Origin of the sequence: Undibacterium sp. 5I2 (assembly GCF_035019605.1) — a bacterium.
Classification (GTDB): domain Bacteria; phylum Pseudomonadota; class Gammaproteobacteria; order Burkholderiales; family Burkholderiaceae_D; genus Undibacterium.
Map to the genome: position 1 here is coordinate 12,679 of NZ_JASJVS010000032.1, position 26,216 is coordinate 38,894.

Sequence of the window (26,216 nt, forward strand, 5' to 3'; positions counted from 1 at the left end):
GGATAAGGGCTTAAGATGCCCGCAACATGTAAGGCCCGTAACGCCCGCCGGTTTCTGTGATCAGAATGCGGGCGTTTTTCATTATACGAATACAAGGATGTATATGCATATCGCCGTCGTAGGAGCAGGTTTGTCCGGATTGACCGCAGCCCGTCAACTGCAAGCGCAAGGACATGTCGTGACCGTTTATGAGAAAAGCATGGGCGTCAGCGGACGCATGAGCACGCGCCAGACCGAATTAGGTGGCTTTGATCATGGCGCGCAGTATTTCACTGCCAGCTCAGAGCGCTTCAAGAAAGAAGTGAATGATTGGAAAAAACTCGGTTGGGTCGCCCAGTGGGATGAGAAGTTGGTCAAGCTCGATCATGCTGTGAGTAAAGCTGCCGGCCAATCCGGCAAGCGCTATGTGGCCGTACCTGGCATGAGCGCACTGGGCAAACAACTGGCGCATGGTCTCGATGTCCGTAAAGAACAGCAAGTTACCTCCTTGGAAGCGTATGGCACGCAATGGCTGTTGAACATCAAGAGCGATGCGGTGGCGATTGCCGCCTCGGCCGGGCCCTTCGATGCCGTGATACTGGCCGTACCGGCCGATCAAGCCGCACCCTTGCTGGCACCCTTACCAGCCTTTGCGGCCCAAGCCGAAGCGGCCAAGCTGGCACCGTGCTGGACTCTGATGCTTGGTTTTCAAACCTCGCTGGAACTGCCTTACGGCGGTGCCTGGGTCGAACAGTCGCGCCTGGCTTGGATTGCGCGTGACACCTCGAAGCCCTTGCATAGAGTGGGCGAGCGCTGGGTCGCGCAGGCCACACCGGCTTGGAGCCTCGAACATCTGGAAGAAGATCCGGAGCGCGCCAAAGAAAAACTGCTGAAAGCCTTCCATGAAGCCACCGGCAGTTGGATACAGCCGATTCATGCCGTGGTCCATCGCTGGCGCTTTGCCCAGGCCGAGCACCCGGTCGCCGCCGATTGCCTGTGGGATGGCAAACAAGGTATAGGCGTGTGCGGTGATTGGTTTGCCGCCGGCCTCGAAGGCGGCGGGCGGGTGGAAAATGCCTTCCTCAGCGCCTTGGCGCTGGCTCAGCAGTTGCCGTGATCAGCGTTGCATCAGGCGCGCCAAGCTGCGCGCCGGTGCGCCGGCATCGTGGATGGTCCACGATTTTTTAAGATGCGTAGGAACTTCCCAGATTGCCGTGGTACCGGCGCGAAACAGTGCGCTATCCCCGGCTTTCAGGTGGAAGTGGTGGCCCAGATAATCGATCTCAACGCTGCCGTCGAGAATGTAAATGGCTTCATCAAATTGATAGTGCCATTCAAATTTCGCGGCATCGCATTCAAAAATGCCGGAGCGGGTTTTACCATCGCTGGATTGAAAAAATTCAGCGGCCCGAAAATTCGGGGTGCCGGCCAATACCCAGTTCGGATTGACCGCGAACGGTAGCAAGCTCAGGGGTGCCGCGGCTTGGCTCGCTGCTGGAGTCGCCGCTACATGGCGGCCAGCCTGATAGGCGATCAACGCGGTCACGCCGGCCAGGCTTAGGGCGACTCCGCAGGCGAGCGCAAGAATTTTGTTTTTCATGTTAACTCCCCGTCACGCTGACCGGTTTGCAAACGCCACAGCGCCGCATAGGCACCGTTGGCATCAAGCAGGGTTTGATGACTGCCGCTTTCGATGATGCTTCCCGCTTCCAACACGTAAATGCAATCGGCATGGCGCACCGTCGAGAGTCGGTGTGCGATGATCAGGGTAGTACGGTCGCGGCTGATGACATCGAGGCTGCGCTGGATCGCCGCTTCGGTTTCATTGTCGACCGCGCTGGTGGCTTCATCGAGTATCAGGATGGCCGGATTTTTCAAAATCGCCCGCGCCAAGGCCAGGCGTTGGCGTTGTCCACCCGAGAGTTTCTGGCCGCGCTCACCGATGCGCGTGGCAAAACCGAGTGGCAAACGCTGAATGAACTCTAAGGCTTCGGCCGCTTCGGCGGCGGCGGCAATGGCGGCATCGCTGGCACCCTCGACACCGTAGGCGATATTCTCAGCGATGCTGCCATCGGTCAGAAAACTATCTTGCGCCACATAGGCGATGGCGCGGCGTAAATCCTGCAAATTCAAACTATCGGTGGCGCAGCCATCGAGCAAAATGCGGCCGGATTGCGGCGCATAAAAGCGCAATAACAATTTCACCAGCGTCGATTTGCCCGAGCCGGTAGCGCCGACAAAGGCCACGGTATGGCCGGCCGGGATGTGCAAGTCGATTGCTGTGAGCGTGGCTTGCTCTCCGTAGGCGAAACTGAGCGCTTCAAAACGCAGCTCGCCACGTACTTGATTGGCCGGCAAGTGCTGCCCCTCGTAAGGAATGCTGATTTTGGTATCGAGCAGGTTCATGGTGCGCGCGATCGCCGACATCGAGCGCTGATACATATCGGCCACATCGGCCAGCCCGGTCATGGGCCAGAGCAGACGCTGCGTCAGATACACCAACACCGAATACGCGCCGACCGCCAGCTCACCGTGCAAAGTCAACCAACCGCCATACACCAGCGTGGCGCTGAAGCCGGCCAGAATCGCCATGCGTATCACCGGGGTGATGGCGGCACTGACGGCAATGGCGCGCGCATTGGCCTCGCGGTAGGTGTTGCTGGCCTCGGCGATATGGGCCGTTTCAAAGGCTTCGGTGGCATAGGCTTTGATGGTGGCCAGACCGAGCAAATTATTATTGAGACGAGCACTGACATCGCCGGCCGCTTCGCGTACTTCGGCATAGCGCGGTGCCAAGCGGCGTTGAAACCAAAAGGCCCCGAACAGAATAGCCGGTACGGGCAAGAGGGCAATCACGGCCAGCGCCGGTTGCAAGGCGAAAAACACGGCGCTGACCATGATCGAAGAGCACAGCACTTGTAAAATTTGGTTGGCCCCACCATTGAGAAAGCGTTCCATTTGATTGATGTCTTCATTGAGAATCGACATCAGATTGCCGGTGCGTTGATTTTCAAAATATGCCATGTCGAGCTTTTGTACATGGTCATAGGTATCGAGGCGCAAATCATGCTGTAAATTTTGCGCCAGCTTGCGCCATTTCAGTGAGAGTAAATATTCAAACCACGATTCGCCACCCCAGATCAAGGCATTCACCACGCCGAGAAAGATCAACTGGTGCCAGGTATCGACGATGCCGAAACCGCCGAGCACGCGTTTGGCGAGAAAACTTTTTTCGCCATTGACGACGATGTCGACCGCCACGCCGATCAATACTTCCGGCAAGACATCAAAGAATTTATTGAGTACCGAGTACAGCATGGCCAAACGGAAGTCGCGCCGGTAAGCGCTGGCGTAATGCAGTAATTTTTTGAGTGGGTGTAGGGTAGGCATGATAGTCAATGAAAAAGGGGACTGCAAAATTTGACAGTCCCCAGGTGTTGCTATGTGTGATCAAAGATGCGCAGAATTAATCTTCGCGACGCAGATGCGGGAACAAAATCACATCACGGATGTTCGGTGAATCGGTGATCAACATCATCAAACGATCGATACCGATGCCGCAACCGCCGGTCGGTGGCAAACCGTATTCGAGTGCGCGGATGTAATCGGCATCGTAATACATGGCTTCTTCATCGCCGGCATCTTTATTGGCCACTTGCGCCTGGAAGCGGGCGGCTTGGTCTTCGGAATCGTTCAATTCCGAAAAACCGTTGGCAATTTCGCGCCCGGTCATGAACAACTCGAAGCGTTCGGTAATGCCGGCTGTCGTATCCGAGGCGCGCGCCAATGGCGAGACTTCGACCGGGTAATCGATGATGTAGGTCGGGTTCCACAACTGCGCTTCGGCAGTTTCTTCAAACAAGGCCAATTGCAAGGCACCGAGACCGGCGGTGGCAAACGGCTTGACGCCGAATTTCAGCAATTCGGTTTTGATGAATTCGGCATCATGCAATTGTTCCTGCGTGTATGCCGGTGCATATTTATTGATGGCACCGACGATGGTCAGGCGTTCGAAGGCTTGCGACAAATCGAGCTCGCGCCCTTGATAAGTCAGCACCGCGGTGCCGTGCGCATCAATGGCCGCTTTGCGTATCACTTGTTCGGTGAAACCCATGAGCCAGGTGTAATCGACATAGGCGGCATAAAATTCCATCATCGTGAATTCCGGATTATGACGTGGTGATACGCCCTCATTACGGAAATTGCGATTGACTTCAAACACGCGATTGAAACCGCCCACGACCAGACGTTTCAAATACAGCTCCGGCGCGATGCGCAGATACATTTCCATATCGAGCGCATTGTGGTGAGTGATGAAAGGCTTGGCCGCGGCACCGCCTGGAATCACGTGCAACATCGGCGTTTCGACTTCCATGAAGTCATGGCCGGCCATGAAATTGCGAATCGACGTCATCGCTGCAGTACGCGCTTTAAAAGTCCGGCGCGTTTCTTCGCTCATGATCAGGTCGACATAGCGTTGACGGTATTTGGTTTCTTGATTTGCCAAACCGTGAAATTTGTCCGGCAAGGGGCGCAGCGATTTGGTCAGCATGCGCAGCGTCGTCACCTTGATGGTCAATTCGTCGGTTTTGGTTTTGAACAGTACACCGACGATGCCGAGAATATCGCCGAGGTCATAGTGACGAAACGCTTCCATTTCATCGACGCCGGTTTTGTCGGCGGTGATGTAGAGTTGAATGCGGCCATCGGCGCGAATCCCCGAGGCATCCTGCAGGGTAGCAAAGGCGGCTTTTTTACCGGCTTCGCGCTTGAGCATCATACGACCAGCCACGCTGACTTCAATGTTCAAAGCTTCCAGCGCTTCACGGTCTAAGCCACTGTATTTTTCTTGCAGCTCAGCGGCGTTGAATTGCGGGCGGAAATCGTTGGGGAAGGCGATTCCCTTGGCACGGATCGCCGCGAGTTTGGCGCGCCGTTCAGCGATGATGGAATGTTCATCGACCGGCAGTTCGGTGGCAGGATGCTGGATTTCTGACATAGATTTCTCTCAATGCGGCGAACCCGGAGTCCGCCTGATTTGTTGTGGCATGCGAGGTACCGGCGCTGCGCGCGCCGGCACCGGGAACTCAGACGCCTTGCTTGAGTGATGCAGCGATGAATTCATCGATGTCACCGTCGAGCACCGCCTTGGTATTGCCGGTTTCGAAACCGGTACGCAAGTCCTTGATACGCGATTGATCGAGCACATAGGAGCGGATCTGATGCCCCCAGCCGACGTCGGTCTTGGAATCTTCCAGATTTTGTTTCTCGCTCATGCGCTTGCGTAATTCCAGCTCGAACAATTTTGCCTTCAGCATTTCCCACGCTTCGGCGCGGTTCCTGTGTTGGCTACGATCATTCTGGCACTGCACCACGATACCCGATGGGCCATGCGTGAGACGTACCGCCGAATCGGTTTTATTAATATGCTGACCACCGGCACCGGAGGCGCGATAGGTATCGGTACGCACATCGGCCGGATTGATATCGATGGCAAATGACTCATCGACTTCCGGATACACAAACAGACTCGAAAACGAAGTGTGGCGGCCGTTATTGGAATCGAACGGCGATTTGCGTACCAAGCGATGCACCCCGGTTTCGGTGCGCAGATAGCCGTAGGCATACTCACCGGTCACTTTGAGTGTCGCGGTTTTAATGCCGGCGATGTCGCCATCGGATTGCTCCAGAATTTCGACCTTGAAACCCTTGCGTTCGCAATAGCGCAAATACTGACGCAATAACATCGAAGCCCAGTCTTGTGCCTCAGTACCACCGGCACCGGCTTGCACATCGATGAAGCAATTGTTCGGATCCATAGGATTATTGAACATGCGACGGAATTCCATGCCCTCTACCGTGGCGCGCAATACCTCGGCATCGGCTTCTACCGCTTCGAGGGTATCGTCATCGGCTTCTTCGCGGGCCATGGCAAACAGCTCATTGGCGTCGCGCAGACCGGCATCGGCCGCGATCAGCGTGTTGACGATGGTTTCCAGCGATTTTTTTTCTTTCCCGAGTTCTTGGGCGCGCTTGGCGTCATCCCAGACTTTCGGGTCTTCTAATTCGGCGTTAACTTGTTCGAGTTTCTCTGACTTGATATCGAAGTCAAAGATACCTCCGAAGTTCGACTTCACGGACCGTCAGGTCGGCCAGCAGGGCGGAGAGACTGTTGAGGCGTTCGGCTTCCATAATGTCACTTTTCTAATGCAATAAAACCTTGCATTATAACTGAGCTGCCGTGCTTAGTCTTGTAAAAGCCGCGCAGTGGCGGCTTTTACTCGCTATTTACCAGACTGAACTGGCAATCGTCGGTTCGGCTTGACGGTGGCTGTGTAACCATTTCGCCAAATGTTGTTTGAAACAGTTGGGGCAAATATGGTATTGCGTGATTTTCGTATGGCCACCGCTCGACAGTGACTCTTCTTCTTCCAAAGAAATCGTGGTGATGAGCTTTTCGTGCTCGGCATCGCTCCAGTTTTCATCCCAGTGCGACTCGGCACCGCAGACGTCGCAGGTCAGTTTGTCGAACACTTCTTCGCTATGTTCAAGAATGAGAACGGTTTTCATATGCTTCATACTGCCTCCGAGAGCTTGCTGTGGAAAATCTCTGAATCGCTGCAAAGATTCTACCTCAGCTTGCCTCCCGGAAAGCAAATTGATGTAAAAAAGCTGCGTTCTGAACCATTCAGGACGCAGCTTTTTTGCTCAGCCAGGCGCGTCTCAGCGGCGACCGGATTTCGCCGCGGCCGGCTTGGCAGCAGCCTGTGGTTTGGCGCGGTTGTAGGACAAGGCAGGGCGCTTGGCCGGTGCTGCCAAAGGAATGCCATCGCGCGGCGGCGGTTTATTACCGTAAGTGTTGACCTTCGGTGCCGCGACACGACGACCATTAGCGACGCCGCTTTGATCGATAGTGACGGGGATTGCCGGTTGTCGGGCCGGAATCAAATGGCGTGGCGCGCTGCCGATCAGATCGCGTCGGCCCATACGTACCAAGGCTTCATGGATGATTTCCCAGTTTTCCGGCGCATGATAGCGCAGCAAAGCCTTGTGCAATTTGCGCACCTTGCCCGAGCGAGCCGTTTCCACCGCTTCCGAATCGGCGCTGACGCGCTTGAGCGGATTTTTACGCGTGTGGTACATGGTGGTTGCCAGTGCCATCGGCGTGGGCATGAAGGTTTGCACCTGATCGAGTTTGAAATCGTTTTTCTTCAGCCAGATCGCCAGATTGACCATATCTTCATCGGTCGAGCCCGGATGGGCGGCGATGAAGTAAGGAATCAGGTACTGTTCTTTATTGGCTTCTTTCGAATATTTTTCAAACATTTGTTTGAACTCGTCATAGCTGCCTATACCCGGCTTCATCATCTTTGACAGTGTATCGGCTTCAGTATGTTCCGGTGCGATTTTCAACAAACCACCGACGTGGTGGGTCACCAATTCTTTCACATACTCGGGGGAACGGACGGCCAAATCGTAGCGCAGGCCTGAGCTGATCAGAATTTTCTTGATGCCGGGCAGGGCGCGCGCCTTACGATAAATCGAAATCAATTTGCTGTGGTCGGTACCGAGATTCGAGCAAATCGACGGATACACGCACGACAAGCGGCGGCACGATTCTTCGATGTTCTTATCTTTACAAGCGAGTCGATACATATTTGCAGTCGGGCCGCCAAGATCGGAAATGGTGCCGGTAAAGCCCTTGACCTTGTCGCGAATTTCTTCAATCTCACGCAAAATCGACGGTTCCGAGCGGCTTTGAATGATGCGTCCTTCATGTTCGGTGATCGAACAGAAAGTACAGCCACCGAAACAGCCACGCATGATATTGACCGAGAAACGTATCATGTCCCAAGCCGGAATCTTGGCCTTGCCATAGGCCGGATGCGGCGCACGCGCATACGCGCGGTCGTACACGCCATCCATTTCATCCATCGCCAGCGGCAGCGGCGGCGGATTGAGCCAGACATCGCGCTCGCCGTGTCCCTGCACCAAAGCCTTGGCATTGCCAGGATTGGCTTCCAGATGGAACACGCGCGAGGCATGCGCATACATCACGGCATCGTCCTTGACTTGATCAAACGAGGGCAAGCGGATCACCGACTTATGTAATTTATTGCGCAACATCAGTTGCCGCTCTTCGCGGCTCATGATGCGGATCGCTTGTTGTGCCACCACGTCAGGGGTCGGTGCCGCTGCAGCACTGCCGTCGGTGGCGCATTTGGCGTCTTTTTCCGGCGTCATCGCATACGGATCGGTATGCGTTTCTACCTTGCCCGGGGTATCGAGCTTGATCGAGTTAATTTCGCTCCATTCCGCATCCGGCAGCCAACCGCGTGCCACCATGAAAGCCGTGCCACGCAAATCGCGAATCTGTTCTATCGCTTCGCCTTGACCGAGACGATGGCTGAGATCGATCAGCGCGCGTTCTGCATTGCCGAACAATAAAATATCGGCCTTGGAATCGGGTAAGACCGAACGACGTACTTTATCCGACCAATAATCGTAGTGGGCAATCCGGCGTAAGCTCGCTTCGATGCTGCCGACGACGATGTTGGCATCGGGGAAGGCTTCGCGTGCACGCTGGGCATACACCACCAAGGCGCGGTCGGGCCGCTTGCTGCGGTCGCCATCCGGGGTGTAGGCATCTTCCGAGCGGATTTTGCGATCGGCCGTGTAGCGGTTGACCATGGAATCCATATTCCCGGCGGTGACGCCGAAATACAGATTCGGCTTACCGAGCACTCGAAACGCCGCCGCCGATTGCCAATCCGGTTGGCTGATGATTCCGACGCGAAAACCGTGATGCTCGAGCAAGCGGCCGATCAGCGCCATGCCGAAACTCGGATGGTCGATATAAGCGTCGCCGGTGACTAAAATGACATCGCAACTGTCCCAGCCCAGCACATCCATTTCGGCGCGAGACATAGGCAAGAAGGGCGCGGTGTGGCTGCCACCGACATCGGTGCGAAAGCGCGGGAACGAGAAAAGATTTTTAGGCTGAGGATTCATGGGCGCGATTGTACCGGAATCTGCGCGCGTTTGCCGGCGAGCTGATAAATTATGCTGAAGAATCAAACGCTTGGCGCACGCAGCAGGGCATCGGCTTCGGTATTCTTGTGTCGTGGAACCCATTTCAGGCGCAGTCCGGGCAATTGTGCCATCAGAGTGCAGGCACGTGCGCGGTAGTCTTGCAGGCGCACTGCCGCGGCGCTACTGCCGAGCACGTCATTGATCACCACCTGGCTGTCACCGCGCAGCAGTATGCTCACGGTCGGTGCCGGGCCGAGTAAAGCCAGCAGCAATTCCAGCGCCGCGATCAGCGCCTGGTATTCGGCATCGCTGCTGTCACCATAACCGAGTGCGCGAGTTTGCTGATGCACTTCGCCGGCCGGTCCGCGCACGATGCAAGCGAGCAGGCATGCGCCGGGGTTCGGTTTGGCTGAGCCGTCAAACCAGGCATTCCAGTCGCTGGTTTCATGTATGTTTACTGCTTTGGGCATGGGCGTTCCTGATTTTCCAAGCGCTCATGCTAGCCGTTCCGGCGTAAAATCACCACTGTTACGCGCTGTGCGACCACTACTTCATCGATTTTCCCTATGCCGACTTCTGTCATTCCCTTTTTAGCCAGCGATGCCGCCACCACCGCCAACTGGGTCGCCGCCTTGCAGGCCGCCTTGCCCGAACAGCGCATCGTCGCTTTCTCTACCCTCAGCGAAACGGAAAAAAAGGCGGTGCGCATCGCCATCGTCGCTAATCCCGAACCGGCCCAATTGCAGCAACTGCCGCAATTGCAATGGGTCCACAGCGTCTGGGCCGGCGTCGAACGTTTGCTGCAGGAGGCCGGGCCGCAGGCGTGGCCGCTGGTGCGTTTGCTTGACCCGCAATTGGCGGCGACCATGGCCGAAGCCGTGCTGGCCTGGACTTTGTACCTGCATCGCGAGATGCCGGCCTATGCGCGGCAACAGCGACAAGGCCTGTGGCAGGCGCGGCCGTACCGTAGCGCCGGCAGTCAAACCATCGGCTTATTGGGCTTGGGTGCACTCGGCGCGGCCGCGGCGCGCAGTTTGCTCGCTGCCGGATTTAAAGTAGCTGGCTGGAGTCGTGAAACCAAACAAATAAGCGGCGTGCGCTGCTTTGCCGGGGCCGCCGAATTGCCGCTGCTGTTAGCGCAAACCAACATCCTCGTGTGCTTGTTACCTTTGACAGCCGCCACGCGCGACTTGCTCGATGCATCCATGCTGCGGCAACTGCCGACCGGCGCATCCTTGATCAATTTCGCCCGCGGTGCCATCGTCGTCGATCAGGATTTGCGTGCCGCACTCGACGACGGTCACCTCAGCCATGCCGTACTCGATGTATTTCGCAGCGAACCCTTGCCAGCCGAGGCCTGGCAATGGCAGCACCCGGCAGTGAGCGTGCTGCCGCATTGCTCGGCACCAACCGACCGCGCCAGCGCCGCAGCCATCGTCGCTGCCACGATCCGGCAATACCATGCCGATGGCAGTTTGCCGGCGACGGTGGATCGTGCGCTGGGGTATTGAGAAATGCAGAGCGGTAAAACATTCATACCTCGTCGAAGGTATGGCTTAATTACATGAACTGAAAAGGGAACGCGACCTTGACCAGAAAAGCTGTATGCGTGTACAGTGCAAAAAAACGTTAAGGAAGCGCGGATTTAATCGCTGTGGAATTGTCCGTTGCCAATGAGGATGCAATGCAAGGCGTCTTTTGCTGTCAATAGCGAGCTATTGACAGCAAAAGGCAACGCAGCAGTGCGCCTCAGTGGCGGCGGGCAAACCACTTGGATTAAATCTGCGCTTCCTTAAGTGGCTTGGCACGCATGTGTAATCGAAATACTGAGGAAATATAATGGACCGACAAGCAAGTGCCGCAGCATTTCCGCGGCGCGCCATGAAAAATGGGAAAAGCGTACTGCCTGGCTATCTTGAATTTTTTGCCGGCAGTGGTCTGGTTGCTTATGCTTTAAAACAGAATTTCACAGCGATCTGGGCAAACGATATTTCCGAAAAAAAGGCTGCTGTTTATCATGCCAACCATGGCAAACAGCATTTCCACCTTGGCTCGATAGCCGATATTAAAGGTGCAAGCCTGCCAGCGGCACCGCTTTCTTGGGCCAGCTTTCCTTGTCAGGATTTATCCTTGGCTGGTCTCATTGCCGGAATAGATGGTAAGCGCAGCGGTTTGGTGTGGGAGTGGTTGCGCGTAATGGATGAAATGACGGAAATGCCTGAAATTTTGGTCGCTGAAAATGTGACCGGATTGATGTCGGTAGACGGTGGCAGTCAGTATCGCATGCTGCATGCAGCGCTGCGCAAGCGCGGCTATGTCGTTGGTGCGATACAGTTGGATGCCGTACATTGGGTGCCGCATTCTCGACCAAGGGTTTTTGTCATTGCGGTGAAAGAAGCGCTGGTGATTCCAGCGCAGCTTTTGACCGATGGCCCGACTTGGCTGCATCCGAAAGCCTTCGTCACTGCGGCAAAAGACCTTGATGGCTGGTTGTGGTGGAAGCTGGCCGCACCCGAGCCGCGAAAAATTCATCTCAACGATATTATCGAATGGACTGCGCAGTGCGATGATGAGGAAAAGTCTGCACGCAATATAGCCTTGATTCCTGATAAGCACAGAAAAATGCTGGACCATGCAAGCGTTGTCGCTGCGCCTGGCTATAAGCGAACGCGGGCATCGAAGCAAGTTCTCGAGTTGCGTTTTGATGGGGTTGCGGGGTGTCTACGCACACCGAAAGGTGGCAGTAGTCGGCAGTTTTTAGTCATAAAAAAAAATAAAAAACTTCTGACACGACTGCTGACGGTACGTGAAACGGCTCGTCTTATGGGTGCGCCGGAATCTTTCCAACTTCCTGGATCGTATAACGATGGTTATATGGCAATGGGTGACGCTGTAGCAGCACCATGCGCCCGGTTTCTTGCGGAATTTTTGCTTTCTCCCTTGCTGAAAGTAATTGCATGAGCAAACTCATTGAAATACTTGTTGAGTATCAAAAAAGCAATAAATTAACTTCAAAAGGAAAACTTGCCTCGATTCTCTTTGTGACCCGCCTTGCGAAAAACGAAGGCTTGCCACTTGACTCGTCGGTGTTGCTGACAGATAGTCAAGGGCAGGTACTGGGATTAGGAAAATCTGCGGTGCAATCGATTCTGAAAGAACATGGGGAATCGCGGGTTCTGGCGGAGGAAGGTGGCCGCACCAGTCGTGGAAGTTTGGGAAATATGCAGCAGTATGTTACTTTTCTGAATCAACTCCATCAAGATGATTTAGCTGATATGCCTGTGATCGAAGCGTGGTGGGTAGAGCGGGTGAAAGATTTTTTTGCTGCCAAGCCTTTTGTGTTGAAATACGATACCAGCATCTCTTTGCGTGCGATAGTACGAGACCTGCTGCAACAAGCAATCAAACGGCAAAAAGAAAATCCAGGGACGATGTATGCAGGGGCGGTCATGCAGCATTTGGTCGGTGCCAAACTCAGTCTCGTATTAGCTGAGAGCGTTGTGCAGAACCATGGTTTTTCTGTTTCAGATGCAATGAGTTCCCGCGGTGGTGATTTTATTATTGATGAGGTCGTCATCCATGTTACCAGCGCTCCGGGTGAGGCGCTCATGCGTAAATGCGAAGGAAATCTTCACTCTGGTGTCAGACCCATCATCGTCACGACCTACGCGAGTATGCCAGCAGCAGAATCCTTGGCTGAAATACAAGGTATCGCAGGTCGCATTGATATCTTGGAAGTAGAACAATTCATTGCCACCAACGTCTATGAGCTCAGTCAATTCAAAACTGCTGAGCGGAGAGTCACGGTTGAGCGACTGGTGGAGCGCTACAATGAAGTTGTTCGATCGTGCGAAACAGATCCAAGTTTACAAATTTCAGTCAGTTGATGCTCGCCACCCGCATCGCAGCCATTATTTTCGCATGAACCCGCACGAACGTCGATTGACATGCCGGCCAAGCTGGCCGAGAATGTAATTCTGCATGCAATTCGGGAGAAATCATGAGCATCGCTTCGTTGGGCGCAACTAATTACCAAGCTATCGGCAAGCTTACCGGCAGCAGCAGTGGTGCCACGGCGGCGACTTCGGCCAGCGCACTGAGTGCCGTGTTGACCGGCACAACCAATAGCAATGCCACTTCGGCGGCCAGCTCGGGAAACAGCAGCAGCCTTGCCGCCGCATTACAGCAGGCCTTGGCACAAGTGAATTCCGGTGCCGACTTGTCGAGCTTGTTGTCCTCGACCACTGAGCAGTCTTCGTCCGATTTTCTCAGTAATTTGTATTCTTCGCTGCCCGGCCTGTCCGCGTCGACCACTAACTCTACCAGCAACAGTGCGGCAGTCGCCGCAGTCCAACTCGACTCTTCGAGCCCGACGGCCAAATTACAAAGCAGCTTACAAAAACTCGTTACCCAGCTCGACAATGGCAGCAGCGAAGCCAGCGGCAGCCTGCAAAAATCGTTCAACAGCCTGATCACCGATAGTGGCGGCAACCCCAGCCAAACCAGTTTGCAATCATTTCTCAAACTGGTGGCAGCCAATGTGCAGGGCAGTGTCGCAGTGGGCAGTTTTCTCGATACCAGCGCCTGAGTCAAGCGCCGTTACCGCTGACTACAAAGTTTTCACGCAGAGCTTGAAGTCACGATCTTCTTCATACACGCCGACGCGAAAGCCGAGGCTGCGCATGAGCTTGAGCATGCCGCTGTTATTACTCAATACCAAACCTTCGATCTGACTCAAACCACGGCTGCGCGCGACATCAATGATGGACATCATCATGCGTGAGCCCAGCCCTTGGCCGCTGAATTGGTCGGCAATCAGCAGGGAAAATTCACAACTGCTCTTGTCCGGGTTGGTAACATAGCGCGATACCCCAATGATGCACTCGCTTTCGCTGATGCGTCCATGTTCATCGACGCTGCGCTGTGGGTAAATCGCCACCAGCGCCATTTCACGGTCGTAATCGATCAGCGTGAATTGCGCCAGCATGCGCTCGGATAATTCGCGCATCGATGAGACGAAGCGAAAATACCGGCTCTCCTCCGACAAACCGCGCACCAGCGCTTGCAGCATATCGGCGTCGTGCGGATGCAACGGACGCACAATATAACGGCTGCCGTCGCGCAGCGGCCATTCGGTTTCGCGGTCGGATGGATACGGCGAAATCGCCAGATGCTGATAATTGCCCGGTTCGGCCGGCGCATGGTCAACCACGATGCGGGCATCGACCACCAAGGCCCCATCGTGATCGACGATGACCGGATTGATATCGAGCTCGCGTAACTGCGGCAGCGCGCACACCATTTCCGACACCCGCAATAAAATTTGCTCGAGCGCTTCGCGCTGCACCGCCGCCGCACCGTGCCAAGGACCGAGCATGGCGGCGGCGCGTGCGCGTGCGATCAAACCTTGTGCCAAGAATTGGTTTAACGGTGGCAGTTCGAGTGCGCGGTCGGCGATCAAATCACTCATCACCCCGCCGGCACCGAAAGCGATCACCGGACCGAACAAGGGATCGCTGAGCATGCCGATATAGAGTTCGCGACCGAGCGGCTTGCCCGACATATTTTGTACCGTCACGCCATTGATGCGGGCTTCGGGACGCAATCGGCTGACGGTCGCCATCATGGTTTGCCAGGTATCGCGTACGCCGGCACCATTGAGAATATTCAAGGCTACCCCTTGTACTTCCGATTTGTGGCTTATATCGGGCGCATCGATCTTCAAGGCTACCGGATAAGCGAGCTGATTGGCGACTAACATGGCTTCATTGGCCGAGCGCGCCAAGATCGTTTTGGTGACGGGAATATGGAATGCCGACAGCAAGGCTTTCGACTCCATCTCGGTCAGCACGCGCCGTCGTTCGGCCAGCACGCTTTCTATCAGTATGCGTGCGCCTTCGAGATCGGGTTTCGCCAATTGCGATAAGGGTGCGGGGACTTGGCGCAGCAATTGCTGATTTTGATGGAAGCGCGAAATATGATGGAAGGCGTCGACCGCTGCTTCCGGCGTGCGAAAACTCGGAATTGCCGCGCGATGCAGAATCGTGCGTGCTTGGGCGACTTGTTCATCGCCCATCCAGCACGTCAGCAGCGGCTTGCCAAGTGTGGCATAGTGCTCGGCCAAGGCATGGGCGATCAAGCTGTCATCAGTTCCGGGGGTGGGGGAAAGGATCACTAAAATGCCATCGATTTCATTACTGTGGGCACAGGCTTCGAGGGCGGCGCGAAATTGCCCGGCATCGGCGGCATGGCCGAGGTCGAGGATGTTACTCAATTGGGCCAGCGGCGAAAGCTGCGCGGCCAAGGCTTGTGCTGCTGCTGCCGCCAAGGCGACCGGTTGCAGACCCAGTGCGTGCGCGGCATCGAGTGCCAGCACGGCCGGCCCGCCGCCATTGGAAATGATGGCCAAGCGCCGTCCAATCGGCAGATGGCGTGCCGACAGACACTTGGTGGCGGCGAATAATTGTACTAACGAGCGTACCCGCACCGCACCGGCACGTTGTAAAGCGGTATCGAAAATGGCATCGAAACTGTCGGCATCGACACCGCTGTGGTTGGCTTTGAGGATGATGACCGGTTTCGCATTGGCGGCGGCACGCAAGGCACTCATGAAGCGACGCGCATTGCGTATGCCTTCGAGATAGACCACGATGCTCTGAGTATGCCGGTCTTGTGCCAGATAATCGAGGGCATCGGCCAAATCGACCGCGCTGTCGGGGCCGAGTGAAATGACGGCAGAAAAACCAATGCCGCCCTTGGCGGCCCAGTCGAGTATCGAACTCGCCAATGCGCCCGATTGCGACAGCACGGCGATGCCGCCGGGTTTGGCGAGGCGACCGAGGGTGCTGGCATTGAGTTGGTTTTTCGGAATCTGAAAACCCATGCTGTTGGGACCGAGCAGAAAAATTCCATGCTGACTGGCGATTTGATGCAGCGTCGTGCGCATTGTCGCCGCTACGCCGTGTGAAATGATCAGTACGGCTTTACATTGCAAACGTCCGGCAAAATCGAGTGCCGTGCATAATTGTTCATCGGGCAGGGCGATGAGTACCAGATCGGCGCGTGCCGCCACTAAATCGCTGTGGGTGCCGCTCATGCCAATGTCAAGAAAACTGACTTGACCGGCAAATTTGTCGGCCGCCAGATGGGCGCTCAGTACCCGCGCCAACGGTGTTTGTTCGGCCTCGCCAGTGCCGGCAAAGACCACCAGCGAACGCGGCGCGAACAGCGCCGAAAGATAATGCTTATCCATCTTGTTTCCCGTATAAAAAATCATTCACCAAACTGCCCGCAGCGAACTTCGTTCAGTCCGCGCCGATTAACACCCGTACATGGGCGGCCACGCTGCGCGCCAAGGGCGAGAGTTCGTAACCGCCTTCCAGACAAGAGACGATGCGACCGCCGGCGTGGCGTGCCGCCAGTTCGACCAATTGCCGCGTGATCCAGGCGAAATCGGCTTCCACCAAACCTAGATTACCCATGTCATCTTCTTTGTGGCCATCGAAGCCGGCCGAAATAAACACGATTTGCGGCGCAAATTCCTCCAATGCCGGCAGCCAATGGCTGCTGACGGCCGCGCGAAACACCGCACCACCGGAACGCGCCGGCAAGCCGATATTAAGCATATTCGGCCCACGAGGAATAGCGCCGCTGAACGGGTAAATATCCTTTTCAAAGCTTGAGCACATCAACACGCCCATATCGCCATGCAGAATATCTTCACTGCCATTGCCATGATGGACGTCGAAATCGACCAAGGCTATTCTGGCTATGCCGTACACGGCTTGGGCATGGCGGATGGCGATGGCAACATTGTTAAAAAAACAAAATCCACCGGCGGCAGCGCGCTCGGCATGGTGGCCGGGCGGACGCACATTGCAAAATGCCACGCGCGCCTGACCACTGAGCACCAGGTCGGTCGCCAGCACCGCCGCACCGGCAGCACGCTGCGCGGCGCGATACGAGTAGGGGTTGATACGGGTATCGGGGTCGATGCGCGTATACGCATCTTCGGGCACATTCGCACCTGACATGGCGAATTGCTCCAGATAGGCAGCGTCATGTGCGCGCAGTAATTGCTCTGCGCTGACCAGCGGCGCATCGTAGCACTGCATATGGTCGAGCAAACCGCTGATGAGTAATTGATCGTTGATGGCACCGAGTCGTTGCGGACTTTCCGGGTGCTGATCGCCCATGTCATGCTTTTGGCAATCGCTGTGAGTAATATAGGCGGCGAACATGGCTTTCCGTAATGACGAAGGTTTCCCATAGTAGGCCAGTGCAGCGCGTTTGAGCAGGGGCGATGGCAGATTTTGTGCTGTATCAAGTTGTGGGCGTGCCAGTTGCGGCTTTTGTTGCGCAGTCGTTGCTTTTTGAATACGCCAGTGGCATGCTGGCCGATTGTTTGTCATTGCGCTACGGAAGCCCTCTATGTTCACGATGTTTGCGATGTTGAAAAACAGCTGGGAAAACCTGGTGGCGCGAGTGTTTCGACACGCCATCGCGGCGCGCTGCCGGCGCGCCGGTTTGCGGCAACAGACGATGCCGATGCCTTACGGTAGCGTGGCCTACCTCGATAATGCTGCCGCCGGCACGGCCATCGTGCTGTTGCATGATGCCGGTGCCGATAAAAACAGTTGGCTGGCTTGCGCGGCGCGGTTCGGGCGCGGGCAGCGCTTGCTGATACTCGATTTGCCCGGCCATGGTGACAGTGGCGCCGATCTGGAACTCGAATACGATGTGCATAGCCAAACTGAGCGCGTGCTCGAATTCATCGAGCAATTATCCTTATCTCAAGTGCATTTGATCGGCAACGGACTGGGATCCGCGATTGCCCTGCGTTTGGCGCATTGGCGGCCACAACTATGCGTCTCGCTGATCCTTATCAACGTCGGCGGCCTGCCTGGTCCGGCTTCTGTTCTGACGACAGTGCTCGGCACGAGTGGCAAAGACCCACTGATGGATATCGGCAGCCTCGATGATTTCAAACTCTTGCTGGAACTGAGCATGTACCGTGTGCCCTACCTGCCGCGGCCCTTGCTGCACTTATTGGCGCGGCAAAAAATAGCACGCCATGCCATCGATCTGAAAATCGCCGCCGATCTGCGACGTGATCTTGACCAAAGCGCCGTACTGGCGCAATTACATCTGCCAACCCTGATCATCTGGGGTGCCGATGACAAAATCAGCCATGTCGATGGCGCGGCCTTGCTGCATGCGCGTATCAGCGGCAGCGCGCTGCTGATTGTGCCTGAGTGCGGCCATTTACCCATGCTTGAGCAGGCTGCCGTCGTGGCAGCGCGCTGCACGCGCTTTCTCGCTGCGTTCAATGCAGCTTGAAACAGCCATCAATAATTATTATTCAGATAATTAGTTGCCTAAAAGATTGTATCGAAACCTCTCCTTGTTCCGTATGATTTGACATGGCCGCGGGCAGATGGCGGCGTCATGACGCATGCACAAGGACTTTCCTGATCGGAGATGGAGACGGAGATGAGATATTATGCCAAAGCCGAAATTGACACCAGCTTCGCGGGACGCTGGGAAATGCAAGCTTACACGGAGTTCGCCCATATTCTGAACGACAATGCTCGACCGTTCCCGTGCACGCTTGGCATTGCCGGCTGGCATAACGATCAGTTGCGCTACGCTTTCATCGACCACGCGCCGCTGGTAGAGCAGGGTGGCAACGAAGCGGCGCTGCAGGAGCTGGCCGCCTCACTGCAGAGTTACCTGCCGAATGCCCGACTATTCGGTAAAAACACGTCCTTGGTAGTATTTTTCAATGAAACCCGCGATCAGGGCGTGCCGCACTACGAACAGTGTTTTTGGAATTTGCTCAATGGCGTGCACCGCCTCGACAGTCGGCCGTGGCCAACTGACATCGCCACCAATCCCAGCGACAGCAGCTGGGAATTTTCTTTTGCAGGGCAAGCAATGTTCGTTGTTTGCAACACGCCTTCGCATCGTCGCAGACACAGTCGCTACCATCCTTATTTCATGCTGAGCTTTCAACCGCGCTGGGTGTTCGAGGATGTAATCGGTCCGACGGCAGCGAATGCGCAAAAAGTGAGAAGTGAAATCAGGAAGCGTCTGCATGAGTTTGATGAGGTCGCCATCACAGCTTTCCTCGGCAGCTTTGGCGCAGCAGAGAACCGCGAGTGGCACCAGTACTTTCTGCGCGACGACAACAGCGCGCCGCTACGTTGCCCATTCAAACATGCCGCCGCCGCGCCGCGCGCCGTCTTGTTCCAGCAAACCGGCCACTACGCCATCGAAACAGTGATACGCGAACTCTTACCGCCGACCGGTTCGGTCGAAGTGCAATTCGATACGCCGAACCGCGAACACGCCTGGCACAGCCATGCTACCGATGAAACCTTACATGTCATCGAAGGCAGCATGCAATTTGCCACCATCGAGCAGGTATTTGTGTGTCAGCCCGGCGATCGCATCTTGCTGCCGGCACAGACGATCCACCGTTCCGTGGCCGGACCGGCAGGGTGCTTATATGTCATCGCCACACGCATGCTCAGGCATCACCTGATAAATTAATGCTGATGATGCGCCGCAATGGCACATCGTCATCGCGCGGCGTGGCGTTTATTTAGTCACGCTCAGCGCTTCGATCTTCCCACCTCGGTAAGTGTACAAGGTGATAGGGGCATGGTTGAGATCGCCATTGTTATCGAAACTGATATCGCCGCTGATGCCGCGATAATGGATTTTCTTTAAGAATGGCAAGTACTTGGCCGGTTCGGATGAGCCGGCATCTTGCATGGCTTGAACCATGGTCATGGTGGCATCGTAAGCTTGTCCAGCGTAAAGTTGCGTCTCTATACCAAATCTTTTCTTGTAATCGGCACGCCATTGATCATAGGCTGGCTTTTGCTCAGCAGGCACGCCGCCGGCCGAGGCGCAGACGACTTGTTCGTCGGCCATGCTATCGCCGGCAAACTTGGGCAAGTTAGGTGTACAAATAGCGTCGCCACCCATGAACTTGGTATTCATGCCCAAGGCTTTCATTTGACGCAGCATAGGCCCGGCCGTGCTTTCCAAACCGGCAAAGAAAATCATATCGGGTTTTTTAGCTTTGACCGAGGTGAGTACCGCGGCAAAATCGGTGGCCTTGTCGGTGGTATGTTCACGCACCACCACGTCGCCGCCAGCTGCTTTGGCACTCTTGATGAATTCGTTTGCCAAACCCTGGCCGTAGGCGGTTTTATCATCGATGACGGCAATCTTTTTGGCCTTGCTAACCTCTACCGCATAGCGCCCGACTGCCGCGCCGAGTTGGCCATCGTTGGCTGTGACGCGAAACGTTACCGGAAAGCCTTGCAAGGTGTATTTCGGGTGCGAAGTGCCGGCGCTGATCTCCGGAATGCCGGCGTGATTGTAAATGCGTGAGGCTGGAATGCTGGCGCCGGAAGTTACGTGGCCGATCACGCCGCTGACTTTGGCATCGACCAGTTTCTGCGCTACCGAAGTGGCTTGCTTGGGGTCGCCGGCATCGTCTTCTGCCAAGAGGCTGAAACGGGCTTTCTTACCGCCGATCATGACGCCCTTGGCATTGAGCTGTTCAACCGCCATTCTGACGCCGTTTTCATTATCTTTTCCAATATGTGCGATGCCGCCAGAAATTGGCCCAGCATGGCCAATCTTGACCTGTACTTCCTGTGCTGCCGCTGCAAAACTGATAACTGTGCTGGCAATCGCCAGCGAGACCATGCTTAATTTGAATGCCATAATTTACTCGCAATAGTTTTTGGAATGTAAGGTGAAACGCGTCACCACCTCTTAAAGAGGGCGTAGGGACGCGTCTACTCGTTGAGCGTCGCGTTGAACGTCGCTGGAGTGATTCCAAGCAGTGACTGGGCATGCTTGTATCAGTAACATAGAATAGTAGACGCGCCTGCAGCGAGGCTCAAGTCAGAAAATTCTGAAAGTTTTGTCGGAATTTTCTTAAAATGTTTTGGCAGGAACCTGGCGTCATTTTTTATACTGAAAATGCCACAATTTCTGCCATTTTCAGTTAACTGCGAACGTCGCTGGATTCCTGCCAAAAGCTCGCAGGAACGACGTTGCGGGCGGTTGGGGTAAGGATGCCGACTACACGCAGCTTTGCGACAGGCTCAACGACATGCGGGAGCGACGATGCGGAGGTGTGGCCGAATAACGCGACTAAGCGCCGTCGAGCCCATATTTTTTGATCTTGTCATGCAGCGTCGTCTTGGCAACACCGAGCGCTTCGGCCGTGCGCGCCAAGCTACCGTGGCGATGCAGGGCATCGACGATCAAGGCGCGTTCAAAGGCTTCCACCGTTTCGGCCAGCGCTGTCGGGCCGTTGATCGGCGGCTGCCCAAACGGTGGTGAACCACTTTCTATGCCCAGCACGCAGCGGTCGGCAACATTGCGCAGCTCGCGGATATTCCCGGGCCACGCGTAGCCGAGCAATTGGCGAATCCGCTCGGGCGTGGTGGCCGGCAGTGCGCGTTGATGGCGAGCCGTGCCGAGCAGTAAAAAATGTTCGAACAGCAGAGGGATATCTTCACGCCGCTCGCGTAGTGGTGGCAGATCGACGGTAGCGACGCTGAGCCGATAATACAGATCGCTGCGAAAGCCACCCCTGGCCGATAGCTCGACCAAATCGGTTTTGGTTGCGGCGATGACGCGGCAGTCGATAGGAATCAAGGTGTTGGAGCCGAGGCGCTCGAGCTTGCGTTCTTGTAATACACGCAGCAGCTTGATTTGCATCGCCAGCGGCATGCTCTCGATTTCGTCGAGGAACAGCGTACCGCCGCTGGCATGTTCAATTTTGCCTATGCGTTTTTTTGCGGCACCGGTATAGGCACCGGCTTCATGCCCAAAAATTTCACTGTCAAACAAAGTTTCCGGCAAACCGCCGCAATTGATCGCCACAAAATTGCCTTGGCTACGCGAACTGGCTTCATGCAAGCAGCGCGCAACCAATTCCTTGCCAGTACCGGTTTCACCATGAATCAATACGTCTGCGGCACTGTCGGCCAGGCAGCTGACCATCGTGCGAATTTTTTGCATGCTCGGTGCGCGGCCCAGCATTTGGCTTTCGAGCTGATCGCGTTGCGCCAACTGGCGTCGCAGCGTGCGCACTTCCAGCACGAGCCGGCGTTTTTCCAGCGCTCGGCGCACCACTTCAACCAAGTATTCAGGCGCGAACGGTTTTTGAATAAAATCGTGCGCGCCATCTTTCATCGCCTGTACCGCCATAGAAATATCACCATGACCAGTGATCAGCACTACCGGCAATTCCGGGTCGATCTGTAATATTTCACGCAGAAAGCTCATGCCATCCAATTTCGGCAGCCGAATATCACTGACCACGATGCCGCAAAAATCACGGCCAAGCCGGCGGCGTGCCTGTTCGGCGCTGGTGACGCAGTCAACGGCGATACCTTCGAGTTGCAAGGCTTGCGCGCAACCGAGCGCGACGTCGGGGTCGTCTTCGACGATCAGTACCGTCAGAATTTCACTCATGTGGCGCGCCCTTTTCTGAAAGCGGGATTTCCAAGGTAAATACGGCACCACCTTCGGGGTGGTTACTGGCATTCAAGGTACCACCGAAATCGCGCATGATGTCAGCAGAAATACTCAGACCCAAGCCCAAGCCGACACCGGCCTGTTTGGTAGTAAAAAATGCGACAAACAATTGGCTCATGACCGTTTCGGTCAGCCCCGGGCCGTGGTCGCGTACCGTCAGGCGGGCCAGTTGGCCCAGCGCTTCACAGCTGAGCTCGATGCACGGCGCGGCGTGGCCTGCCATGGCATCGAGCGCATTGCCGATCAGGTTGATCAACACTTGTTCGAGTCTATCGGCATCGCACAGCGCCACCGGTGCCGGCAACGGGCAATCGCGCCGCACCGTCACATGGGCTTGCAGCAGACGCTGTTCCAGCAGTGCGAGCGAGTTATCGAGCGCGCGATCGAGCGCAACCGCCTGCAATTGCGCGCTCGATTTGTGCGCAAAGGTGCGCAGCTGGCCGGTAATGCGTCCCATGCGATCGGTCAGTTGTGCAATCCGTTCGAGATTGGAGCGAGTAGTTGCAAGGTCACCGCGATCGAGAAAACGCACGCTATTGCCGGATAAGGTACGCAGCGCTGCCAACGGCTGGTTGAGCTCATGCGCAATTCCGGTCGAGAGTTGACCGATCGCCGCCAGCTTACCCGCTTGGACCAGCTCATCCTGCGCCGCGCGCAAGGTACGTTCGGCGCGGATACGATCGCTGACTTCATCTTGCAACTGTTGGTTGGCCGTGGAGAGGTCGGCGGTACGCGTCGCTACCTTACGCTCTAATTCGTCGTGCGCTTGTTGCAATGCTTCGCGCGCGGCCAGACGATCTTTCAAATGCCGTCGCCGTTCGTTGAGCATCATACCGACCATGAACAACAACACGGTGCCGACCACGGCAAGCGCGGCCCGGCTTTGCGCGATATCATCGACTTGCTTCAAATGTGAGAACACAGTCAGGGTCCACGGTGTGCCGGGCAATGGGCGCGATTGCGCCAGAAAGCGGCCGGCCACCGGATAGGCAGAGGCGATGGCGGGATCATCTTTGGCAATGCTGACTAAGCGCGCACCGTGATCGAGTTCACGCAATTCTTTCAAGCCCAGCGGTTTCAAGGCGCGCCGATTATATTGCTGGGTTTGGTCGAAGGCGCTGCGAGTTTTTTCTTCCAGCGCCCGCACGGTAGTGAATTTCCAATTGGCGACCGAGCCGAGAATGACGACCCCGTTTTCATCGCTGACCATGGCCGGTGTTTCTACAGTGGCCCATGATTTTTCCAATTGCTCCAAACTCACTTTGAGCACCGCCACGCCCAGCGTTTTGCTGCCGTCTGACAGCGTCGAGGCCAAATAGTAACCGGGCTCACCGCGCGTAGTGCCGATGCCGAAAAAGCGGCCGTGCCCACTCTCCAGCGCCTCCCTGAAATACGGCCGAAACGTCAGATCTTCGCCGACAAAGCTGTCGGTACGCCGCCAATTACTCGATGCCACGACCCGCCCGCTGGTATCGATGAGGTAGATCGACAGCGTCCCGGCGCGCTCGTTGAGTTGTTCGAGATAGACATTGACCTGCGCTGCCAGCGTGGCGTGGTCTTTGTTTTCGAGTAAGGCCAGCACATCGCGTTCGAGGTCCAGCGTATCGGGAAGAAAAGCGTATTTACCAATCTCGCGTTCCAAGCTGGTGCTGTACAAATCGAGCCGGTGCAGGCCGGTAGTCTGCAGCTCGGCCAAGCCCAGTTGCTGCACCACGCGATACGCAGTAAAGCCGCATAGCCCCATCAGGGTAAGCAGCAGAAGCAAAATAGGCAGGTGGTGTAGGTGGCGCGGGCTGGACATGGTGGCAGGACGGTTTGGTCGCCTATTATAGAGGAATTCGCGCTTACCGAGACGCCACGCTGCGTGCCCGAGCGGCCACTCGTTCAATCTGTGACGTGCAAAAAAAACCGACCTGACACGTTTGCTGTCAGGTCGGCAGACAGTGCTGACTCAGACTGCTTTGGCAGTACCAAGCGCCTCCGTGTGAACCGGCATGGCTGAAGCGCTGGCGGCCAGCGATTCGTCCACTGTATCGATGGCATTTTCCCACTTCGCTACCACGGCGGTGGCAATCGCGTTACCGAGCACATTGGTGGCGGTACGGCCCATATCGAGGAAGTGATCGATCCCCAGCACCAGCAACAAACCGGCTTCCGGCAGGTTGAACATAGGGAGAACCGCTGCGACCACAACCAACGAAGCGCGCGGCACACCGGCGATACCTTTACTGGAAATCATCAGCACCAGCAGCATACTGATTTGCGTCGACAGGCTCAGCTCGATGCCATATGCTTGCGCTACGAATAAGGCCGCGAAGGTGGTATAGATCATCGAACCGTCGAGGTTGAATGAGTAACCCAAAGGCAAAACGAAACCGGTAACGCGTTCGCGGATACCGAATTTTTCCAACTGTTCCATCAACTTCGGATAAGCCGATTCGCTGCTGGCGGTGGAAAAGCCCAACAGCATAGGGCTGCGCACCAGCTTGATCAAACGGAACACGCTCTTGCCGAGCACGCAGTAAGCAGCAAAAATCAATACCAGCCACAGCGCAGCCAAGGTGAGGTAAAAACTCAGCAGCAGCTTGCCGAACACCAGCAGCATGCCGGCACCTTGAGTGGTAATAATGCCGGCGACGGCACCGAAAACACCGATAGGAGCGAAGCGCATCACGTAGTCTGTGACCTTGAGCATGACATGGCCGACTTCTTCCAAAGTTTTTACCAAGCTGCGTGCGGCTTGATTATGGATGTGACCAAGCGCTAAGCCGAAGAACACGGCAAACACCAGAATCTGTAGAATTTCGTTGGCAGCCATCGCTTCGAAAATGTTTTTCGGGAACACATGGGTAATGAAATCCTTCAGATTGAGCGCACTGGTTTTCAAACCCAGTGAACTGCCGACCTCGGGCAAAGGCATACCCAGATTGGTTCCCGGATGCAGCAGATTAGCAAATACCAGACCCAAGGCCAGCGAACACAGCGAAGCGCCGAGGAACCACGCCAGAGCTTTGGCACCGATGCGACCGACCGTTTTCGAGTCCCCCATGCCGGCCAAGCCGGAAACCAGGGTGGCGAATACCAACGGAGCAATGATCATTTTGATCAAGCGTAGAAAAATATCGGTCAGGATACTGAAGTAAGAAGCGATCTCTTTGGCTTGTGCCGGGCTGGCGGCAAAGTTATTGCAAGCATAGCCGACAACAATACCAAGCAGCATGGCGATCATGATCATGGTCGTTAGGCGGTTCAATTTCATAATGGTTTCCTTATTGTATTGATGTGAAGTGAGACCGAGGCGACTTGGTTCAGGAACACTGACATCCTGGTCGGCACGTTCGGGTAGCTCACTTCGCTGGCTTTTTCAGCTGCACTCATGGGCTTGTCTCCGTGATTTATAGGTATATTTTTTAGCCACGCGAGTACGTGGTTATCGCTTACTAATGCACAGATCATGCCAGTGTGCAAAATATGCCTGCGCCTGCTTACGCAGGCGGAAATGCGCGTGTTTGTGCGCGCTGTAGGTCGGATTTCCGGAGATTTGCCAGGGTGGGTGTTCGGGAAACCGAACGGGTGGAGGTGGTAAGTGTAACGACGCGACTTCGCGCGCACAGGCAAGCAAAAAAAAA

Annotated in this window: 20 protein-coding genes; 7 read left to right on the forward strand and 13 right to left on the reverse strand. The window is 55.7% G+C overall.

Annotation, left to right across the window (positions count from 1 at the left end):
* The first annotated feature begins 103 nt into the window (after positions 1-103).
* Complete coding sequence (locus tag QN359_RS12305; RefSeq protein ID WP_322248576.1) at positions 104-1,096, forward strand: NAD(P)/FAD-dependent oxidoreductase; 993 nt, start codon at positions 104-106, stop codon at positions 1,094-1,096.
* Here the strand turns inward: QN359_RS12305 and QN359_RS12310 are convergent, their stop codons facing one another.
* From QN359_RS12310 to QN359_RS12340, 7 genes are all read right to left on the reverse strand, one after another.
* Entirely contained in the window at positions 1,097-1,579 is a 483-nt protein-coding gene (locus QN359_RS12310; RefSeq protein WP_322248574.1) for a cupin domain-containing protein, read from the reverse strand.
* The gene (locus QN359_RS12315) at positions 1,576-3,369 is read right to left on the reverse strand and encodes an ABC transporter ATP-binding protein (RefSeq protein ID WP_322248573.1); all 1,794 of its coding nucleotides are present in this window, start codon (positions 3,367-3,369) and stop codon (positions 1,576-1,578) included. Before QN359_RS12315 ends, QN359_RS12310 begins: the two co-directional genes overlap by 4 nt.
* 76 nt (positions 3,370-3,445) lie before the next feature.
* Positions 3,446-4,978: a lysine--tRNA ligase gene (lysS, locus tag QN359_RS12320; RefSeq protein WP_322248572.1), complete on the reverse strand. Its 1,533-nt coding sequence runs from the start codon at positions 4,976-4,978 to the stop codon at positions 3,446-3,448.
* 88 nt (positions 4,979-5,066) lie between these two features.
* Positions 5,067-6,171 (reverse strand): peptide chain release factor 2 gene (gene prfB, locus QN359_RS12325; RefSeq protein ID WP_322248571.1). Its coding sequence is split into 2 segments (ribosomal slippage): positions 5,067-6,089 and positions 6,091-6,171, totalling 1,104 coding nucleotides; the frame shifts between segments, so codons are not numbered across the junction.
* Between the two features lie 96 nt (positions 6,172-6,267).
* Positions 6,268-6,558, reverse strand: coding sequence for a hypothetical protein (locus QN359_RS12330; RefSeq protein WP_322248569.1), 291 nt, complete (start codon positions 6,556-6,558; stop codon positions 6,268-6,270).
* Between the two features lie 144 nt (positions 6,559-6,702).
* The gene (locus tag QN359_RS12335) at positions 6,703-8,907 is read right to left on the reverse strand and encodes a YgiQ family radical SAM protein (protein WP_322251123.1); all 2,205 of its coding nucleotides are present in this window, start codon (positions 8,905-8,907) and stop codon (positions 6,703-6,705) included.
* Positions 8,908-9,053: 146 nt separating this feature from the next.
* Positions 9,054-9,482, reverse strand: a complete 429-nt coding sequence (locus QN359_RS12340) for a reverse transcriptase-like protein (protein WP_322248567.1) — start codon at positions 9,480-9,482, stop codon at positions 9,054-9,056.
* Between the two features lie 96 nt (positions 9,483-9,578).
* Here QN359_RS12340 and QN359_RS12345 point away from each other — a divergent pair, with 96 nt between their 5' ends.
* The 4 genes from QN359_RS12345 to QN359_RS12360 all read left to right on the forward strand — a co-directional run bounded on the left by QN359_RS12345 (position 9,579) and on the right by QN359_RS12360 (position 13,600).
* Positions 9,579-10,523: a glyoxylate/hydroxypyruvate reductase A gene (locus QN359_RS12345; RefSeq protein ID WP_322248565.1), complete on the forward strand. Its 945-nt coding sequence runs from the start codon at positions 9,579-9,581 to the stop codon at positions 10,521-10,523.
* Positions 10,524-10,893: 370 nt separating this feature from the next.
* A complete protein-coding gene (locus QN359_RS12350) occupies positions 10,894-11,973 on the forward strand; it encodes a DNA cytosine methyltransferase (protein ID WP_323493583.1) in 1,080 nt (359 codons plus the stop codon).
* Positions 11,970-12,899 (forward strand): DUF4928 family protein, encoded by a 930-nt coding sequence (locus QN359_RS12355; RefSeq protein ID WP_322248562.1) that lies wholly within the window; start codon positions 11,970-11,972, stop codon positions 12,897-12,899. The genes QN359_RS12350 and QN359_RS12355 overlap by 4 nt, the downstream gene beginning before the upstream one ends.
* A 113-nt stretch (positions 12,900-13,012) precedes the next feature.
* On the forward strand, positions 13,013-13,600 hold the full coding sequence (locus QN359_RS12360) for a hypothetical protein (protein ID WP_322248560.1): 588 nt from the start codon (positions 13,013-13,015) through the stop codon (positions 13,598-13,600).
* A gap of 21 nt (positions 13,601-13,621) precedes the next feature.
* Here QN359_RS12360 and QN359_RS12365 read toward each other — a convergent pair whose 3' ends face one another.
* Positions 13,622-16,264: a bifunctional acetate--CoA ligase family protein/GNAT family N-acetyltransferase gene (locus QN359_RS12365; RefSeq protein WP_322248559.1), complete on the reverse strand. Its 2,643-nt coding sequence runs from the start codon at positions 16,262-16,264 to the stop codon at positions 13,622-13,624.
* Between the two features lie 52 nt (positions 16,265-16,316).
* Positions 16,317-17,252 carry a histone deacetylase family protein gene (locus tag QN359_RS12370; RefSeq protein WP_322248558.1) on the reverse strand — a complete coding sequence of 312 codons (936 nt, stop codon included), beginning with the start codon at positions 17,250-17,252 and terminating at the stop codon, positions 16,317-16,319.
* A gap of 190 nt (positions 17,253-17,442) precedes the next feature.
* Between QN359_RS12370 and QN359_RS12375 the strand changes: the two genes are divergently transcribed.
* Together QN359_RS12375 and QN359_RS12380 are read left to right on the forward strand one after the other, a co-directional pair.
* Positions 17,443-18,351, forward strand: coding sequence for an alpha/beta fold hydrolase (locus tag QN359_RS12375; protein ID WP_322248556.1), 909 nt, complete (start codon positions 17,443-17,445; stop codon positions 18,349-18,351).
* A 153-nt stretch (positions 18,352-18,504) separates the two neighbouring features.
* Positions 18,505-19,566 (forward strand): YqcI/YcgG family protein, encoded by a 1,062-nt coding sequence (locus tag QN359_RS12380; RefSeq protein ID WP_322248555.1) that lies wholly within the window; start codon positions 18,505-18,507, stop codon positions 19,564-19,566.
* Positions 19,567-19,614: 48 nt separating this feature from the next.
* Here QN359_RS12380 and QN359_RS12385 read toward each other — a convergent pair whose 3' ends face one another.
* From QN359_RS12385 to QN359_RS12400, 4 genes are all read right to left on the reverse strand, one after another.
* Positions 19,615-20,757, reverse strand: coding sequence for a branched-chain amino acid ABC transporter substrate-binding protein (locus QN359_RS12385; protein ID WP_322248553.1), 1,143 nt, complete (start codon positions 20,755-20,757; stop codon positions 19,615-19,617).
* Positions 20,758-21,192: 435 nt separating this feature from the next.
* Entirely contained in the window at positions 21,193-22,524 is a 1,332-nt protein-coding gene (locus QN359_RS12390) for a sigma-54 dependent transcriptional regulator (RefSeq protein WP_322248550.1), read from the reverse strand.
* Positions 22,517-24,388 carry a sensor histidine kinase gene (locus QN359_RS12395; protein WP_323493295.1) on the reverse strand — a complete coding sequence of 624 codons (1,872 nt, stop codon included), beginning with the start codon at positions 24,386-24,388 and terminating at the stop codon, positions 22,517-22,519. Before QN359_RS12395 ends, QN359_RS12390 begins: the two co-directional genes overlap by 8 nt.
* A 150-nt stretch (positions 24,389-24,538) precedes the next feature.
* Complete coding sequence (locus QN359_RS12400) at positions 24,539-25,846, reverse strand: dicarboxylate/amino acid:cation symporter (protein ID WP_322248547.1); 1,308 nt, start codon at positions 25,844-25,846, stop codon at positions 24,539-24,541.
* Between the last annotated feature and the right edge of the window lie 370 nt (positions 25,847-26,216).